16 protein-coding genes are annotated in these 19,282 nt (G+C 28.3%); 12 read left to right on the top strand and 4 right to left on the bottom strand.

Translation table 11 applies throughout. The features are described 5' to 3' along the window. Positions 1–69: 69 nt before the first annotated feature. Positions 70–1,023 (bottom strand): PhoH family protein, encoded by a 954-nt coding sequence (locus tag MHL31_RS00425; RefSeq protein ID WP_240227120.1) that lies wholly within the window; start codon positions 1,021–1,023, stop codon positions 70–72. 182 nt (positions 1,024–1,205) lie between these two features. Here MHL31_RS00425 and MHL31_RS00420 point away from each other — a divergent pair, with 182 nt between their 5' ends. The 8 genes from MHL31_RS00420 (at position 1,206) to MHL31_RS00385 (ending at position 10,106) form a co-directional block, all read left to right on the top strand. Next, complete coding sequence (locus MHL31_RS00420; protein ID WP_240227119.1) at positions 1,206–2,036, top strand: S-adenosyl-l-methionine hydroxide adenosyltransferase family protein; 831 nt, start codon at positions 1,206–1,208, stop codon at positions 2,034–2,036. A gap of 3 nt (positions 2,037–2,039) precedes the next feature. Further along, on the top strand, positions 2,040–2,342 hold the full coding sequence (locus MHL31_RS00415) for a putative quinol monooxygenase (protein WP_240227118.1): 303 nt from the start codon (positions 2,040–2,042) through the stop codon (positions 2,340–2,342). A gap of 30 nt (positions 2,343–2,372) precedes the next feature. Further along, entirely contained in the window at positions 2,373–3,101 is a 729-nt protein-coding gene (gldF, locus tag MHL31_RS00410; RefSeq protein ID WP_240227117.1) for a gliding motility-associated ABC transporter permease subunit GldF, read from the top strand. Further along, positions 3,091–4,731, top strand: coding sequence for a gliding motility-associated ABC transporter substrate-binding protein GldG (gene gldG / locus MHL31_RS00405; protein WP_240227116.1), 1,641 nt, complete (start codon positions 3,091–3,093; stop codon positions 4,729–4,731). Before gldF ends, gldG begins: the two co-directional genes overlap by 11 nt. Positions 4,732–4,833: 102 nt before the next feature. Next, positions 4,834–5,676: a DUF2911 domain-containing protein gene (locus MHL31_RS00400; RefSeq protein ID WP_240227115.1), complete on the top strand. Its 843-nt coding sequence runs from the start codon at positions 4,834–4,836 to the stop codon at positions 5,674–5,676. After that, entirely contained in the window at positions 5,664–6,170 is a 507-nt protein-coding gene (locus MHL31_RS00395; protein WP_240227114.1) for a DUF2911 domain-containing protein, read from the top strand. The genes MHL31_RS00400 and MHL31_RS00395 overlap by 13 nt, the downstream gene beginning before the upstream one ends. Positions 6,171–7,003: 833 nt before the next feature. After that, entirely contained in the window at positions 7,004–9,076 is a 2,073-nt protein-coding gene (locus tag MHL31_RS00390) for a hypothetical protein (RefSeq protein ID WP_240227113.1), read from the top strand. A 181-nt stretch (positions 9,077–9,257) separates the two neighbouring features. After that, positions 9,258–10,106 (top strand): phosphodiester glycosidase family protein, encoded by an 849-nt coding sequence (locus tag MHL31_RS00385; RefSeq protein WP_240227112.1) that lies wholly within the window; start codon positions 9,258–9,260, stop codon positions 10,104–10,106. A 39-nt stretch (positions 10,107–10,145) separates the two neighbouring features. Here MHL31_RS00385 and MHL31_RS00380 read toward each other — a convergent pair whose 3' ends face one another. The 3 genes from MHL31_RS00380 to MHL31_RS00370 form a co-directional block, all read right to left on the bottom strand. Next, positions 10,146–10,988: a hypothetical protein gene (locus tag MHL31_RS00380; RefSeq protein ID WP_240227111.1), complete on the bottom strand. Its 843-nt coding sequence runs from the start codon at positions 10,986–10,988 to the stop codon at positions 10,146–10,148. A gap of 402 nt (positions 10,989–11,390) precedes the next feature. Beyond that, positions 11,391–13,073 carry a sodium:solute symporter gene (locus MHL31_RS00375; protein ID WP_240227110.1) on the bottom strand — a complete coding sequence of 561 codons (1,683 nt, stop codon included), beginning with the start codon at positions 13,071–13,073 and terminating at the stop codon, positions 11,391–11,393. A 112-nt stretch (positions 13,074–13,185) separates the two neighbouring features. Then, entirely contained in the window at positions 13,186–15,702 is a 2,517-nt protein-coding gene (locus tag MHL31_RS00370) for a PIG-L family deacetylase (RefSeq protein WP_240227109.1), read from the bottom strand. Positions 15,703–15,933: 231 nt separating this feature from the next. Between MHL31_RS00370 and dnaN the strand changes: the two genes are divergently transcribed. The 4 genes from dnaN to MHL31_RS00350 all read left to right on the top strand — a co-directional run bounded on the left by dnaN (position 15,934) and on the right by MHL31_RS00350 (position 19,165). Next, complete coding sequence (gene dnaN, locus MHL31_RS00365; protein ID WP_240227108.1) at positions 15,934–17,052, top strand: DNA polymerase III subunit beta; 1,119 nt, start codon at positions 15,934–15,936, stop codon at positions 17,050–17,052. 405 nt (positions 17,053–17,457) lie between these two features. Further along, the gene (locus tag MHL31_RS00360; RefSeq protein ID WP_240227107.1) at positions 17,458–18,081 is read left to right on the top strand and encodes a hypothetical protein; all 624 of its coding nucleotides are present in this window, start codon (positions 17,458–17,460) and stop codon (positions 18,079–18,081) included. Between the two features lie 126 nt (positions 18,082–18,207). Further along, a complete protein-coding gene (locus MHL31_RS00355; protein ID WP_240227106.1) occupies positions 18,208–18,585 on the top strand; it encodes a DUF2200 domain-containing protein in 378 nt (125 codons plus the stop codon). Between the two features lie 253 nt (positions 18,586–18,838). After that, on the top strand, positions 18,839–19,165 hold the full coding sequence (locus MHL31_RS00350; RefSeq protein WP_240227105.1) for a multidrug efflux SMR transporter: 327 nt from the start codon (positions 18,839–18,841) through the stop codon (positions 19,163–19,165). The last annotated feature ends 117 nt before the right edge of the window (positions 19,166–19,282 follow it).

Raw genomic sequence — 19,282 nt, 5'->3', positions numbered from 1 at the left:
AACTTTTGATAATTTAATTGTGTTATGTATTTATAAACGCTTATAGTTTTTGAATTTTCAAACCAAAACCTACTCCCTTCCTACTTCCAAACTTTTATAAGCCGAAATAATTTCTTTCACTAATCTATGTCGTATTACATCTTTTTCATCTAAATGCACAAATGCAATTCCTTTTACATTTTTAAGTGTTAACATTGCCTCTTTTAACCCAGACACTTGCCTTCTCGGTAAATCAATTTGACCAGGATCTCCATTAATCACAAATTTAGCATTTTTCCCCATTCTAGTTAAAAACATTTTCATTTGATTATGCGTAGTATTTTGTGCTTCATCTAAAATTACAAATGCATTATCTAATGTTCTTCCACGCATAAATGCTAACGGAGCTATTTGAATGACACCTTTTTCTATGTAAGAATCTAATCTTTCAAAAGGAATCATATCTCTTAGAGCATCATATAAAGGTTGCATATACGGATCTAATTTTTCTTTTAAATCTCCTGGTAAAAACCCTAAATTTTCACCAGACTCAACTGCTGGACGCGTTAAAATAATACGTTTCACTTCCTTTTCTTTCAGCGCTTTTACGGCCAAAGCAACAGCTGTATATGTTTTACCTGTTCCTGCTGGTCCAATAGCAAAAAGCATATCATTTATATCCATAAACTCAACCATTTTACGTTGGTTGTCTGTTTGTGCTTTTATTAGTTTTCCGCCAACTCCGTGTACCAAAACACCTTCAGAAAATTTAGACCTTTTATGCTCTTTTCCATTTGAAGTTAAAATACGTTCTATACTATTTTCATCTAGTTTATTATAGCGATTAAAATATTTTATTAGCATTTCAACTCGTTTTTCAAACTCATCTAAAATAATTGCTTCTCCGTAAGCTTTTAAACTAGTACCGCGAGCTACTATTTTAAGTTTTGGGAAATACTTTCGTAAAATATCTACGTTAGAGTTTTGAGTACCAAATAAATCGCTCGGATTTATTTCTATTAATTCAATAATACGTTCGTTCAAATGTATAAAGTGTTAAGTTTAATTCAATTAAAATGTACATAAAATAACCGAATAAATGATTAGATTTGCATAACAAATTTAATTATATCAAATAACAATAGTTAAGCTTTTAAAATAAGTTTTAAACATTTTATTAAGGATATTTAATTGCTATTCATTAAAAAAAATCACGCATATATTTTATGTCTATAATTACACTAACTACTGATTTTGGGACTAAAGACCATTTTGTTGGTGCTGTAAAAGGTACAATCTATAGCGAATTACCTAATGCGCAAATTGTTGATATATCTCATCATATTGCTCCTTTTAACATTACTGAAACGGCTTATATTTTAAAAAATGCATATAAAGCTTTTCCTGAGGGCAGCATACATATAATTGGTGTAGATTCTGAATTAAATGAAGAAAATAAACATATTGCTCTTAAATTAGACAACCATTATTTTATTTGTGCAGATAATGGCTTAATTTCTCTTTTAACTTCTGAAATTAAACCCGAAAAAATAGTTGAAATCAATATTCATAACCGTATAGAAACAAGTTTTCCTGTATTGGATATTTTTGTGAAAGTTGCCTGCCACATTGCTAGAGGTGGAACACTAGATGTTATAGGTAAAGAAATTTCAGAAGTGAAAAAACTGACTGAATTACAACCTTTAATTTCTGATGATAAAACTTCTATTTCAGGAAACATTATTTATATAGATAACTATGGAAATTCTATAAGTAATATTTCTAAAAAACTATTTCAAGAAGTTGGTAAAGGACGTAATTTTGAAATAATTGCAAATAAATATGTTTTTAATAAAATTCATTCAAAATATAGTGAATTTGTTGATTTTTCTGTACCTAAAGAAATACATCAAAAAGTGGGTAGTAGATTGGCCTTATTTAATTCTGCAAATTATTTAGAAATTGCCATTTACCGAAGTAATTTAAATACTGTTGGCGGTGCAGTTTCTTTATTAGGCTTAAATTACAGAGATAAATTAACTATTAATTTTATTTAAATTATGTTTGTACGCATTGTAAAAATGGGTTTTGAAGCTTCTAAAGTTGAATTATTTCTTCAAAACTTTAATAATAACAAAGAAAAAATACGAAATTCTAAAGGTTGCCGTTTATTAGAATTGTATAGAGATAAAAATGAACCAACTTTATTTTTCACTTACAGTTACTGGGAAACTGAACAAGATTTAGAAAATTATAAAAACACTGAATTATTTAAAAACGTTTGGGCAAATACCAAAATATTATTTAATAAAAAGCCAGAAGCTTGGAGTGTAGATAAACTTGATTCAGTTAAAAAATTGTAAAATTAAAAATAACAAAACATAATTAAATAAATGTTTCCAATCTTAAAAAAAGAACTTACTTCCTTTTTTTCATCTCCAATTGCTTATTTGGTAATAGCTGTATATTTAGTTACAAATGGACTGTTTTTATGGGTTTTTGAAGGTGATTACAACATTTTACATGCAGGATTTTCAGATTTAAGCAGTTACTTTTTTTTAGCACCTTGGATTTTTATTTTTTTAATTCCCGCAATAACAATGCGTAGTTTTTCCGATGAATTTAATACTGGTACTATTGAAATTTTAAGAACAAAACCAATAACCGATTGGCAATTAACTTTAGGTAAATATTTTGGAGCATTAATTTTAGTAGTTTTAGCAATAACACCTACTTTAATTTATGTATTTAGCTTATATAAATTAGGAAATCCCGTTGGAAATATAAATTTTGGAACCACTATCGGTTCTTTTTTAGGCTTATTATTTTTAGCTAGCGCCTATACTTCTATCGGTATTTTTGCTTCTACCCTTTCTAACAATCAAATTGTATCTTTTATAATTGCCGTTTTTAGTTCGTTTTTTTTATTTTATGGTTTTGAAGCCCTAGCAAGCTACCAACTTTTTGGAAACTCAGATTATTTAATTGAAAAAATTGGAATGAATAGTCATTATACAAGCATTGGAAAAGGTGTTTTAGACACACAAGATTTACTGTATTTTATTTCGGTTACTGCCTTTTTTTTATATTTAACTAAACTTAGAATACACAATGAAGAATAAGTATTCTAAAATAGTAATTTTTCTTATAGGAATTATTCTTATAAATTATATAGGGTCTAAAATCTATAAAAGATTTGACCTTACAGAAGATAAACGCTATACCTTATCTGAAACTACAACTTCTATTGTAGCCAATATAGATGAAATTGTAGCTATTAAAGTTTATTTAGAAGGTGATTTTCCTGCGGAATTTAAACGACTCCAAATTGAAACAAAACTGCATTTAGAAGAGTTAAAAAACTTAAATAAAAATATTCAGTTTAGATTTATCAATCCAATAGATAAAACTCAAGAATTAATTGAAAAAGGTTTAGAGCCAAGCAGATTACAAGTTGAAGAAAATGGTGTACTCTCTGAAATTGTATTATTCCCTTTTGCTGAAATTAATTATAAAAATAAAACAGAATATGTTTCATTATTAAAAGATATATTCACTAATTCTCAAGACCAACAATTAGAAAGTTCTATTCAAAATTTAGAATATGCATTTGCAAATACCTTGCACAAAGTAACTTCTAAAAAATCTAAAAAAATTGCTGTGCTACGCAGTAATGGAACGTTAGATGACATTTACATATTTGACTTTTTAAAAAAAATTAAGGAATACTATTTCTTAGCACCTTTTACGTTAGATTCTGTAGTAAAACAACCTCAAAAAACCACAAAACAACTTTCTGAATACGACCTTGCCATAATTGCAAAACCAACCAAAAAGTTTACTGAAGAACAAAAATATACGCTAGACCAATTTATAATGCAAGGAGGTAAAACATTATGGCTAGTAGATAATGTACAGGCAGAATTAGACAGTTTAATGCAAACCGGTGAAGCTTTAGCATATCCGAGAGATTTAGGTTTAACAGATTTCTTCTTTAATTATGGCGTTAGAATTAACCTAAATTTAGTAAATGACTTATACAGTTCTCAAATTGCTTTAGCAACTGGTAATGTGGGAAATAAAACACAGTTTAATAATTTTCAATGGAATTATTTCCCTGTAGCTAACTCGTTAAATAACCACGCTATAAACAACAATATTGCTCCTGTAAATTTTAAATTTGCAAATAGTATAGACACCTTAAAAAATGGTATTTCAAAAACTATTTTACTGCAAAGTTCCCCACTTTCAAAAGTAATTGGCACACCTAATATAGTTTCATTAAAAAGTATTAATCAAAAACAAAATCCTGCTGATTATTCAAACGGAAACAAACCTTTAGCTGTATTACTTGAAGGAAATTTTAAATCGGCATACATAAACCGTGTCAAACCTTTTAAATTAAATAACTCTAAAGAAACTGGTTTAAACACTAAAATGATTGTAATTTCAGATGGAGATGTTATTGCAAATGATATTTTAAAAGGGCAACCGCTTGAATTAGGTGTAAATAAGTTTACAAATATCCGCTACGGAAATAAAGACTTTTTATTAAATGCCGTTAACTATTTATTAGACGATACTGGCTTAATAAACCTCCGTTCTAAAACCGTAAAAATTGCTTTTTTAAACAAACAAAAGGCATATGAAGAAGCAACAAAATGGCAACTGATTAATATAATTTTCCCATTGCTACTATTGGGTGCTTTCGGATTGATTTTCAACTATTTCAGAAAGAAAAAATACCACTAATTTTATTATACTACAGCTCTTAAAAATTTGTTAAATTTAAACCTCTATTGTCTGAGGCTGTTTAGATAAGTTATATTTGTTACATAACTTAAATAAACTATTATGCTAAAAAAATTATCACTAGTACTATTATTTGTTGGCTTTACGGCAACATCTAATGCACAAATTAAAACACCACAACCCAGTCCGGCTGCAAAATTAGAGCAAGTTGTAGGTTTAACAGACGTAACTATAGAATATTCTAGACCTGCAATGCGAGGAAGATCCATTTTTGGAAACCTAGTACCTTACGGTAAGGTATGGAGAACTGGCGCTAATGCAAATACTAAAATAACTTTTGGAGACGATGTTATTATTGATGGAAAAGAATTAAAAAAAGGAACTTATGCAATTTATACAATTCCTAATAAAACATCTTGGGAAGTAATTTTTTATAGCGATGCTAATAACTCTGGAACTCCTAAAGAATGGGACGAAAATAAAGTTGCTGTAAAAACCACTGTTGAAGTTCAAGAAATGCCCGTAAATATAGAGTCTTTTACATTTTTATTTGACGATTTAAAAGTAAACTCTGCTATAATTGGTATACTTTGGGAAAATGTTTACGTAGGCGTACCGTTTGAAGTACCTACTGAAAAAATTGCAACTAAAAATATTGAATCTGTAATGGCTGGACCATCTAATAACGATTATTACCAAGCAGCTTCGTACTACCACACAGAAGGTAAAGACCTAAAACAAGCCCTAACTTGGATGCAAAAAGCTACAGAAGATGGTAATGCTCCTTTTTGGTACTTAAGAAGAATGAGCTTAATACAAGCTGATTTAGGAGATAAAGCAGGAGCTATTGCAACAGCTAAAAAATCTTTAGAAGCTGCAAAAAAAGCAAACAATGCAGATTATATTAAAATGAATGAAGAATCAATTAAAAAATGGCAAAAATAATTATGAATAAATTTAAATTAACACTCGTATTACTTTTAATTGCAACTGTAACATTTGCACAAAAAAGTCCAAGAAAACAAGCTACAGGAAACATTAACGGAACTTCCGTAACAGTAGATTATGGAGCACCTAGCGTAAAAGGAAGAACTATTTGGGGTGAACTTGTACCTTATGCTAAAGTTTGGAGAAGTGGTGCCAACGAAAACACAACTATAGCTTTTGATAAAAATGTTACAATAGCTGATACTTCTGTACCTGCTGGAAAATATGGTTTTTTTATGATTCCTTCTGAAAGCGGTGCTTGGGAAGTAATTTTAAGCAAAAAGAACGATGCTTGGGGTTCTAATGGTTACTCTAAAGGAAATGACCAATTACGCCTAAAAATAACTCCAAAAATGGTAGCTAATAACACAGAATTATTAACTTTTATGGTTACAAAAACAGGTGTAGAATTTGCCTGGGAAAAAGTAAAAATTACAATCCCTATTAAATAACACATCTTATTTTTATAGCTCAAAAAAAGGCTGTTTAGAAAGTAATAATTTTCTAAGCAGTCTTTTTTTTTAAATAATACTTTATTGAAAACATACTACTATAAAACGGATATTTCAGTCAATGGAAATAAGCTTTTAAAGTAAGTTAACTACTTATTTGTTTAAATAAAAGGCTTAGTAATATTTACAAATAAAAATCTACTACATAACCTACATCGATTTCCATAATGCTAATTTCTAAATAATAAAACTTCAATGTAAGATAGATTACACAATTGAACATACCACTTTATTATATTTGCAAAAACAACTTTAAATGAAGCTGTTAAATTTATAAAATGCTATCTAAACAAGAAAACAAACACCTTATTGGTACAAGTAATGTTCCTTTAAGTATAATTAAAATCAAACCAATTTTAGCGAAAGTAAAAGTAGCTATTAAAGAATTTATCAACTTGTGCTCCAAATATTTAAAATTTTTAATAGCTTCAAAACAGCTATCAAACATTACATTATTCTAGCACTTACATAAAATAAGTAACTACGATTTATTAGCAAAACCTTTTATGAATACAAAAAAACATGAGATATTTGCCAGCAAATCACCTAAAAAAACAAAATGTAATAAAGCTTTCTACAGCTAAACTTTTAGAAATTAAAAAATCTATATAAAAACGACTGCTCTTTTAGATAGAAGTCAATAAATAAATTGAAAACAATTATTTTTAAAGTTTAACTTTAGAAAACCCTCAAAAATTAGATGGTTAGATGATCAAGGATATTTTTCCTATTAATAAATATCGTTCAAATGAACGTTTTTAAATTAAACACTTATGACAAATAATACACTTATTGAAGATCAATATAAAAGAACGAGTTTATTCGAAAAAGAAAATGTAAATTATCTAGTCCGTGTATTAAAAAGGTTTAATACTGTACCTAAGCTTAACAATATAAATATTATTACTTCTACTAAAGATCTTAGAATATTTAAAATTATACCCAACAAATCTATAATAATTGGCGCTCTATTTTTAAAGAACCCTACATTAGCATTAGTGCATTTAAGATATGGTATAGAATGGCAACTTTGGTATAAAGCTTTAAATAATGACAAAGAAGATACTATTTTATGTGATATAGCAGCTCTTAAAGTTACCCAAATTTTTTATGAATTATTACCTAAAGATGATAAAGAGAAATTAGAAAATGTAAATTCTTCTTTAATTGATTTAATTAAAAAAAATGAACCTTTAGATACCGAATCATTATTAAAATATAAGACTTTACAAACATTTCATGGTTTAACAAACACCAACAAGGTTTTTAAAAATTCTTGGAAACCTATTATTGAAAATTTGGCTAAACCTACCGAATATTTATTAATGGATGGTGGAGATTTTAGATTGAATATTGACGAGATTAATTTATTAAATAAATACGGTTGTAGACCTTTTCCAAGACCCGAAGCATTTACATTTGCATCATCTACTGCAACAAGTGTTTCTAATTTTGCCTTTGACAAAACAGATAAAGTTAGAAGTATTTTAATTAGAAATAGCATAAAAAATGGTTTTAAAAATGCTACAATTGATTTTTCTGAATTACTAAAAAACAACCTCAAAAAAATATTTAAATTAAATGATGAGTGTCAAATAATTTTTTCACCATCAGGAACAGATTCTGCGCTTCAAATTGCTGCTTTAACTCAAATTATTACAGATAAAGACATTACGCATGTTTTAGTGGCTTCAGACGAAACTGGAAGCGGAGTTCCTGCAGCCTTAAAAGGTTGTCATTTCGAAAATAATACCGCTCTAAATTATCCAGTTAAAAAAGGTGATACTATTGAAGGCTTTAGAGCTATTGATTTAATAAAAATACCTTTTAAAGATGAAAATGGCGCATTAAAATCTGCAGATCAATTAGACGAGGAAATTTTTAATGCAGTTTCTGAAACCAACAAACAAGGCAGACAAGTTGTATTGCACACAATGGATCAATCTAAACTAGGTTATCAATCACCTAGCAAAGAATTAATTGAGCGTTTAAATGCGCTTCAAGATTTATCTATGCAAATTATTGTAGATGCGGCACAACTTAGACTAGACCCTACAGATATTCAAAATTATTTAAATAAAGGATATATTATAACTATAACCGGAAGTAAATACTTTACGGGTCCTCCATATTCAGGAGCTTTAATTTTACCTGAAAATGTTAGCAAATTAATTCAATCTTCAAAAAACAGATTACCAAAGGGTTTAACCAAATATTACAATCATTCTAATTGGCCTACTTCATGGGATTGTGCTAAAGTTTTATCTGATGGTTATAATTATGGCTCTTATATGCGTTGGAATGCTGCCATTGTAGAAATGGATAGATACTTTAAAACACCAATTCTGTACAGAAATATGGGAATTGAAATGTTTTGCAATTTTGTTGAAGAATCAATTAAAGAAGCAACTTTTTTAGAGCCAACTTATAAATTAGAAACAAAATCAAATAGTTACGATAGTAAAGAGTTTGGGTTAAAAAATATTCGTACTATTTTCCCTTTCTTTATTCTTAAAAACAACGAGGTTTTATCTATTAAAAACGTAAAAAAAGTCTATACCTTATTAAATTCTGATTTATCAAATCAATTTAAAGGTTCTTCTTTAGAAACTATTAGACTAGCTGCTCAAAAATGTCATATCGGTCAAGCAGTAAATGTAAAACATGGTAGTGATATTGAAAGTGCTATTTTAAGAATTAGTTTGGGTGCCAGAGTTATTTCAGAAAGCTGGGTTAATAGAGATATCAGTCTCTATTTTAGAAATATAGAAGCTCAAATGAGTCAGATTACTATCATAATTAAAAAAATAGAATTAATTCTTAACAACCCACAATTATTGGAGTAACTATAGCTGACAATACTTTTTTGTAGCAATAAAAATTTAAAGTATAGAATTTTAACTTTTCATATAAATTTTAGAAGATAAATAAACTATTTAATACTAATTTTATAATTTATAAATATAAATTATGAATCTGAAATAGAACTTTGCTTATGCAAACTAAATATTTGCACCCTAAAATCAAATGAAAAAAATGCAACATAGAAACCACCTTACTGTTTTACTGATTATTTTCAATGTTTTTATCACTTTTAGTCAGCAAAAAAAAGGATTAAACAGTCAACAAAAATCTATAGGTGAAGCCATAGAATTTATTCAAATAAAAACAGATACTCTTTTTAATAGCAATCAAATAATAAGTCTTTTAATATTACAAAAAAATGCAGCTAACAAATACAACTTAGCATTTGGTTATAACAATACCGAATTAGTACAAACAAGCACAATTGCCAAAAAAAATAATGCAATTGCAGCTATAAATGGTGGTTTTTTTAATATGAAAGATGGCGGAAGTGTTACTTATTTTGAAGTAAATGATACTGTAATTAATAAAACCAGCAACCCTAATAACAAGTTAATGGATGGAGCTATTATTATTAAAAATGATTTTGATATTACATTAGAACTTGCTAATTCAGATCATTATTATGAAGCCTCAAAACAAGAAGCTGCGGTATTGATAACTGGTCCATTGCTTTTACAGAATTCTAAAGCCTTAAAGTTACCAGATATGAAATTTGTAAACAATCGACACCCAAGAACTTGTTTATGTAAAACAGAAGAATCTGTAATCTTAATCACTATTGATGGACGTCAAAAAGAAGCACACGGAATGAATTTAATGGAAACTCAAGATTATTTGAAAACTTTAAATTGTATAGACGCTATAAACCTTGATGGTGGTGGGTCTACAACTATGTGGCTTCAAGATAAAGGTATTGTTAATTTTCCAAGTGATATAACAGGTGAAAGACCTGTAGCAAATGCTTTATTAATAATAGATAAAGTAAAACACAATAAAATCAAGCATTAAAACTGAAAATTACAGCATCTAAAGTTGAAAAAAATTTAACTAATCAATTAAATTTCCTTTCAAGCTTAATTCTGCTTGTCTGTAACCTATATTTTTAACATATTCACTTGTACTAACATCATTATAAACAACATACCCTAAATTTTCATTAAAATAGAGATTAAATAACGCTGTAGTAGAATACAATCCTGTTACAGAAGTATTAGACGTAAACACATTAATTTCTCCTTCTTCATTCGGATAAATTATATCTGATTCTTTTGTTAAGGTAGTACTAAAAATATTACTTGCTGCCGTTTCTGGTATAACAACATCTTTATATTCAGTAGTCCTTAATGTAAGTCTAATAGGATAATTACCAACATTTTTCCATGTATCAATTTCTAAACCATTATAAGCTGTATTAATTGGTGAATCTGGTATACTAATTTCTGAGTTATTAAATAAAATTGGTTGTTCTGTATCTACAATTATTCTATAAATTTTAAACTCTGAATCGTCTGAATTCGTAATTTTAAAATCAACTATATTTGGATAGCTAAAATCAATAAAAGCACCAATATCTGTAGTATATGTATTAAAAATTCCATTATTAATTCTGTACTCAATACTTGTTCCTTCAAATGTTATTATTGGATTTATTTTAGAAAATTCCACAACCGATGAAAACAAACAAATAACCAACGAATCTACGGCTTGAATGTTTGCTTCAATTACAGAAAACGTATTCTCTTTTGATAGCATATCAAAACTAGTAATAGCTAATTTTTCTACTGTAACCTCTTCCGTAAATTCATCACCAGTGTTATTAGAAGTACAAGCAGATAAAAAGATTAATGCAGTTATTAAACCAAGGGAGAGATACTTTTTTAAGTGGTTCATTTATAAAAATATATTTAAATTTAAAAATGTAATAATAATTCTATATTATGAATGCAACAAATTTATTTTGATAAGATTTAAGCTGAAATTCTATACCATTAATAACTGAACTTTTAACTAAGTAGCGGGTAGAATTCAAACAGGTATTTCAATAAATATTTATTCATTATTTAAACTCATAACAAATTACAAAAGCCTTTTACGCATCAATATTAAAAAACATCAGTTCAATTAATTTTTCAAAATAAAATGAAAAAAAATTGTATCGAAAACTATTAATTACCGTTAAATTAAGCAAGAAAAGGCTTAAAACTCACTCGAAATAATGTAGTTTTTTCTTTAAAATACACAACGTGTTAATTAATTTTTATACACTTTAAGACTAAACTTAAAACACTTTAGTTAAACAGTTTCTAAATCCGTATTTTTAGTAAAGGCTTGCAATAAAATAGCAATTCCCATTACCAATACACACCCAAATAAATTAAGCCATAAATACGGCATCCAATCTAGCCACCAACCAACAATTACAATAGCTTGCGTAATAATAGCAGCTACAAATACAGCATTTCCTTTTACAAACTTTATAAAAAATGCTAATAAAAATATACCTAAAACATTGCCATAAAAAATTGAGCCTATAATATTTACCAATTGAATTAAATTATCGAATAAACTCGCAAAACAGGCAACTAATATTGCCATAATTCCCCAAGCTAATGTAAACCACTTAGATGCGTTTACAAAGTAACGCTCAGATTTTTCACCTTTTACATTGCGTTTAAATAAATCCATTGCTGTTGTACTTGCCAATGCATTTAATTCTGAAGCTGTACTAGACATTGCTGCAGATAAAATAACAGCTAACAACAAACCTATTAAACCTCGTGGCAAATTATTTAAAATAAAATGAATAAAAACATAATCTTTATCGTTGGTTTCTGCATTACTATCTGCTTTTTTAATCAACTCTTTTGCTTGAGTTCTATTTTCAATTTCTAAAGTATTTAACTTTTGAATTTCAGAAAGTAACGCCTTATTATTTAAATCTTTCCCGTAATTTAAATTTGCTTCAGATTTTAAAACTTCAATTTCTTTGTGCTTATTTTCTAAGTCTAAATATTCTTGTGCATATTCAGAATTTTTTACAATTTCAGTAGCTGCCGGATTAAAATTTAAAGGTGAAGCATTAAATTGGTAAAATACAAATACCATAACACCAACCAACAATATAAAAAATTGCATTGGCACTTTTAACAAACCGTTAAAAATAAGTCCTAATTGCATTTCTTTCATAGATTTACCAGACAAATATCGTTGTACTTGACTTTGATCTGTACCAAAATAAGACAATGCTAAAAATGTACCTCCAATAATTCCACTCCAAAAAGTATAACGATTATCTAAATTAAAAGAGAAATCTAGCACTTCCATTTTGCCACTAGCACCCGCTATTTTTAAAGCTTTAGAGAATGAAATATCAGCAGGTAAATAACTTACTATTAAATAAAAAGCGATAAACATTCCTCCAAAAATTACAGCCATTTGCTGCTTTTGAGTAACACTTACTGCCTTTGTTCCACCAGTTACCGTATAAATTATAACCAATATACCAATTATAATATTTAACGTGGTTAAATCCCAGCCTAACACCGCTGATAAAATAATTGCTGGTGCAAAAATAGTAATCCCTGCCGCCAAACCTCTCTGAACTAAAAATAGAATTGCTGCTAAACTCCTAGTTTTTAAATCGAATCTTTTTTCTAAAAATTCATAGGCTGTAAAAACTTTTAAACGATGGTAAATAGGAATAAATACCAAACAAATAACCACCATTGCTATTGGCAAACCAAAATAAAATTGCACAAACCCCATTCCACTATGAAATGCTTGACCTGGAGTAGATAAAAAAGTAATGGCACTAGCTTGAGTTGCCATCACAGACAAGCCAATAGTCCACCATTTAGCTTCACTTCCCCCTTTTATATAGTCCGTAACATTTTTACTCCCTTTAGTTTTATAAGCTCCATAAGATACTATAAATAGCAACGTTCCAATAAGTATAATCCAGTCTAATTGCTCCATAGTTTACGAAAAGGAATTCATTATAATATAAAATAATACAATATACACTGCGTTTGCAACCAACACAGCTGTATATTCTTTTTTCCAAATATATTTAGGCTGCTCCATATACTTAATTTTTTAATTGTTTTTCAGTATTGTTTTTACCAATTGAAAGCATATTTGCAAACAATTTATAAGCTCCTGGAACACCTGCCGGCAATTCTCTAAAAAAGCTCAACCCTGTATAAATAAAATTACCTTCACCGTATTTTGCTACTAATAAACTTCCATTTTTTGAAGTTTCATTTTTATCATTCATACTTAAAATTGCTTCAAAGTTAGAATCCCATTCATTTGGAAAATACAAACCGCGTTCTTGTACCCAACCATTAAAATCTTTATTTGAAATTTTATTTGGATAATTTAGCAATTCGTGATTTGTGTTTAAAATACGAACTTCAGAGTTTTCATCTGTAACTCTATCTCTTGAAAGGGTTAATGGGTATGGCGCAACCTTAGCTACTTTTAATCCTCTATTGGTATTGTATTGTACAATTAAAGTCCCACCATTTTTTACATAATTATGTAAATTATCTTGATAAAATTTAGCTCTTTCACTTGTATTATAAGCTCTAATTCCTAAAACAACAGCATCAAAATTTTGTAATTTTTCTGGTGTAACAGCATCTTCATCTAACTCAACAACCGTATACCCAATTTGACGTAAACTTGTTGGAATAACATCTCCAGCTCCTTGAATATAGCCAATAACCTGACCTTTTTTCTCTATATTTAAACGTACTACTTTAGCTTCCGAAGGCATTACAATAGATTGAAATGGAATATGATTATAAGCTACTTCAACCAATTCATCTGTATAAGTTTCTCTATCAATTTTAATAATTGGAGAAATAAAAGCTTCTGATTGATTTTTTGGCGGACTCACATTAAACTGAAAGCTTTGCTCTGCTCCTTTTTGAACTAAACTAAAATCGAAATTTGTAGGCATAACAACCCAATTTTCAGGAATTTTTAATGATAAATTTCCTTTTAAATTCGCTTTTAATGCTTTTACTTTTATTATTATTTTTTGAGATTCTTCTTCTGCAAAAATATGTACCTTTTCAGTAAAAGCAGCTGAAATTTTTGGCAACACTTCAAATGGCTGATAAACTTCACCTTTAACCGGATCGTTATATTTATAAACTACTTCCTTAGTAAAAGGTATAATAACTCCGTTAAAATCTAACAAAAACTCTGCCTTAATTTCACGTGGCGTTTCAGGTAAACCAATTAAATCCTTATTTGGCACTGCATACATTCCCATTGTTCCTTTTGTATGAAGCCAATACGGATATGTATTATTGATATCTGAAGAAACCTCAACATCTAAAGAAAACTGGTGCGATACATTATTTGTTAAAGCAACTGCTTTATTGTTCGTAATATTTAAGGGATTTATTGTTACAGACTGTAAATTAATATTAAAATCACTTCTGTTAATAGCTTCAATATTAATTGTGTTTTTAGAATTTTTAGTTGTTAAAGAATTATCAGCTACAGCCTCTAAATACAAACCAGAACAAGCTGCAATAATATTTTTTATCTCATCTGTTTTTAAAGTTTTCCAATAAGTATCTTCTATATTTTGAATTAATTTATAAGCAGCTACTAATTGCGGTATACTTGCTTCAGGATTTTTAAAATCGTAATTATTTTCAACATTTGTCAAAATTTCAGCAATTTCTCCTCCTCCTTTTACTCGATTCCAAGTGGTATCAATACCATCAAAAACATTTTTATTGTTTGGAAAATCTCCTTTAATAAATTCTAAATATTCTGTTAAGTCACCTCTTAAACCTATGCTTCCAAAACCTTGAGATTGATGTTGACTTCTACTTAAAGAAGCTATTTCACTATTAGACAATCCCTTGTGCGGATAATAAGTACCAATTTCTAAATCTATTAAATTAGTTTTATCAGCTTTTTCAAAATTCTCTTGACTTCCATAAAACCACCATGAAGTATTGTAAAATATTCTTTTAGCTTGCCAAACTTCATCATTTTGTAAATGAGTTTTATAGTTTTTATCAGCAGCTAAATCAAATGCATTAACACTTAACATAGCCGATGCAGTATGATGTCCGTGCGTAGTACCTGGCGTTTTATGATTAAACCTATTTACAATTACATCTGGTTTAAATTTTCTAATAACTGCAACAACATCTTTTAACACCTCATCTTTATTCCAAATTTCTAAAGTTTCATCTGGATGTTTAGAATAACCAAAATCGTTGGCTCTTGTAAAAAACTGTTCACCACCATCAATTTTTCTAGCGGCCAACAATTCTTGAGTTCTAATTACCCCCAAAAGCTCTCTAATTTGTGGCCCAATTAAATTTTGACCACCATCACCTCTTGTTAAACTTAAATAAGCAGTTCTAGCTTTTACATCATTTGCAAAATAAGAAATCAACCGTGTATTTTCATCATCTGGATGCGCAGCAACATATAAAACTGTTCCTAAAAAGTTTAATTTTTGAATAGATTCGTAAATCTCTCCAGAAGTAGGTTTTTTAGGTGCTTGTGAAAATAATAATGCGGAAGAAAAAATAGAAAATAAAAGGAATATTGTAAATTTGTTCATAAAAAAATTTCATTAATTTAGTAGTCGAAACAAATATAAAATTTAAATAATAGCATCAGGTTTATAAGCTACTATATTAACATAATTATAACTTTTTTAAAAACTGATTTTATAACTCACTCTTAATCTAAGTTTTAAAACTTCTTTAAAGTTTTTAACTGTTAATAAATAATATTTTTATAACAATATATTTAGAATATATTTGTAACTTATTCATTAAAATAATCTTAAATGAAATTTATAGTATCAAGTAGCCAATTATTAAAACAACTTTCGGTTTTAGGTGGTGTAATTAATAGTAGTAATACGTTACCTATTTTAGATAACTTCTTATTCGAATTGAATCAAAACGAATTAACAATTTCTGCTTCAGATTTAGAAACAACAATGAGCACAACTATTGATGTTGAATCGGATTCTGAAGGTTCAGTAGCTATTTCTGCGCGTTTATTGTTGGATACTTTAAAAACATTTCCAAATCAACCATTAACATTTAAAACTGAAGAAAATAACACTATTGAAATTAGCTCTAGCCACGGTAAATACGATATGGCATATTTTGATGGAAACGAATTTCCTAAAGCAGTTTCAATACAATCACCAAGTAGTACCGTAATACCTGGTAATATATTAGCAACAGCTATTTCTAAAACTATTTTTGCAGCTGGTAACGATGATTTAAGACCCGTAATGAGTGGTGTATTTTTTCAATTTAGTGCTGAAAACTTAACTTTTGTTGCAACAGATGCACATAAATTAGTTAAATATTCTAGAACCGACATTACTGCAAATGATACTGCCGAATTTATAATGCCAAAAAAACCTTTAAATTTATTAAAAGGAATTTTAAGTGCTGTTGATAATGACGTAACTATTGAGTATAACGATTCTAACGCAAAATTCACATTCGATAATGTAATTTTAGTGTGTAGACTAATCGATGGAAAATATCCAAATTACGATGCCGTAATTCCAAAAGAAAACCCAAATAAACTTACAGTTGACAGAGGTACTTTTTTAAATTCAGTTAAACGTGTATCTATTTTTTCTAGTAAAACTACACACCAAATTAGACTTAAAATGGCTGGAACAGAATTAAACATTTCTGCTGAAGACATTGACTACTCTAATAAAGCTGAAGAGCGTTTAGCTTGTGAATACCAAGGAGACGATATGCAAATTGGTTTTAACTCTCGCTTTTTAACTGAAATGTTAAGTAATTTAAACTCTAATGAAGTTTTAATAGAAATGAGTTTACCTAACAGAGCCGGTATTTTAACTCCTATTGATGGTGTTGATGAAGGCGAATTTATTACAATGCTAGTAATGCCTGTAATGCTAAATAGTTAAGAAAAGCACTTATAAAATATATAAAGTAGAAAGCTCACCAATTGGTGAGCTTTTTTTGTTTCTTAAAACTGCTAATTTAAAAAACACCTCTTGTATATTTAGAAGGATTTACGTCAATTCAAGTGAGTTTTAAGCGCTTTTTTGCTTAAAATTAGTATCGAGAATCATAACTTTAGTTGTAAATAAAAGTTCTCGATACAATTTTTCTCCATTTCATTTTGAAAAACCACTCGAACGGACGTATGACATACTTTTAAATTTAACAGTAAATAATGAATAGTAATTTATTACAATTCTAATGGAGAAATTTTGTAAATTAGAATCTTATTATAAAAATTGGCTACCCAAAAATATAAACTTGAAAACAGTTGAGTTGGTTTGGCTGATAGATGATAATAATAAACTATGAATGAGATAGAAAAAACTGAAATTCTTTCAATTAGTAAAGATTTAGGGGAGATCGGATTAGACAGTCTTCTCAAAGACGGATTATTTAAAGATATTCCATTCTTTGGAACTGGTTTATCAGTTATGAAATTATTAAAATCTGTATCTGATCGAATTTTATTGACAAAAATAATTCACTTCATAAATGAATTAAATTTGAAAAATCAAGATGAGATTAATGATTTTAAGAACAAATACTTCAAAGACGAAGATTACACGAAAATTGGCTCGAAAATTTTACTTATTATTGAACGTTCAGATAATTTAATAAAAATTCAATGGCTTGCAAAGAGCTTAAGGCTTTTTGTAAATAAAGAATTGACTAGAGATGACTTTCAACGAGTTTCATCAATTATAAATTCAGCTTATGTAGAGGATGTAAGAAAAATTTCAGTATTCAATTTAAAAACTGAAATATCTTCTCATAATGAACTAATTGAGACATATGTTTTAGACCACCTTTTCTCTATTGGGCTTCTTGAGAGTCACGGATTTGATGGTGGAAACCGTCTTGAAACAATTGGAGGAGCAATTTATGCTCTTAACTCTTTTGGAAAAATATTTAATGAAAAAATAATTTAAAAAATAACTTCCTAACACCTCATATAATTTATACCTACATTTGGCATATTAGAAACATTAAACAAACCATTTGTTACCATCGAAAAAACCTGATTTTAGGCGCATAAATTAACCACAAACCTAATAATGATAGTTACAGCTAAAAAAAACGATAAAATTTCCAAAATGACATTTGCATCTGTTTACCCTCATTACATAAATAGGTTAGAGAAGAATGGCAGAACAAAAAAAGAATTTCATCAAGTAATAAAATGGCTAACTGGATTTGATGAAGAAAAAATACAAGAACTAATTGATAAAAAGGTCACTTTTGAGACATTTTTTCAAAAAGCAAAATTGAATCCTAATGCTCACCTCATTAAAGGCGTAATTTGCGGTTATAGAATTGAAGAAATACCAGATGAATTTGAATTGTATAGAAAATGTAGGTATTTAGATAAATTGTATGATGAATTGGCAAAAGGACGTAAAATGGAAAAAATTTTGAGAGTAAAAAAGAAATAAAAACTAGCGCTAACAAAGCCGTGTATAATAAATACATTGTTTTTCCAACTTATAAAATTAGGTACTTCTATACGAAACAAACCATATACAAACACATTAATATCTGTAACATTAAACAGCTAAAAAACACATTCACAATATTTAAAGCCACAACTAAAAACTTGTGGCTTTCTTATGAAATAAATTCATAATTTTGGTAAAACTATTTTTACGTTTTAAAATTAAAAACATAGCCACAAACAATTTAATATAAATGAATTGGATTTTATTAATTATAGCAGGCCTTTTTGAAGTTGCATTTGCTGCTTGCCTCGGAAAAGCTAAAGAATCTACAGGAATTATAGCCACATATTGGTATATTGGTTTTTTAATCTGCTTATCTATAAGTATGTTATTACTTGTTAAAGTAACCCAACAACTACCTATTGGAACTGCTTACGCTGTATGGACAGGTATTGGTGCTGTTGGAACAGTATTAGTCGGAATTTTTCTATTTAAAGAACCTGCTACTTTTTGGAGATTGTTTTTTATTACAACTTTAATAATTTCAATAGTTGGACTAAAAGTAGTTTCTCATTAATTGATTGTTTAAACATACCTTATTTAAAAAAATATAAAACATGTCTCTTCTAGTAGTTTTTCAAAATGAAATGGAGAAAAACTATATCGAGAACTTTTAGTTACATTTTTAAAATTC

This window comes from Lutibacter sp. A80 (assembly GCF_022429645.1).
In the GTDB taxonomy this organism is placed as follows: Bacteria; Bacteroidota; Bacteroidia; order Flavobacteriales; family Flavobacteriaceae; genus Lutibacter.
This window is presented reverse-complemented; position numbering and strand designations above follow the sequence as displayed.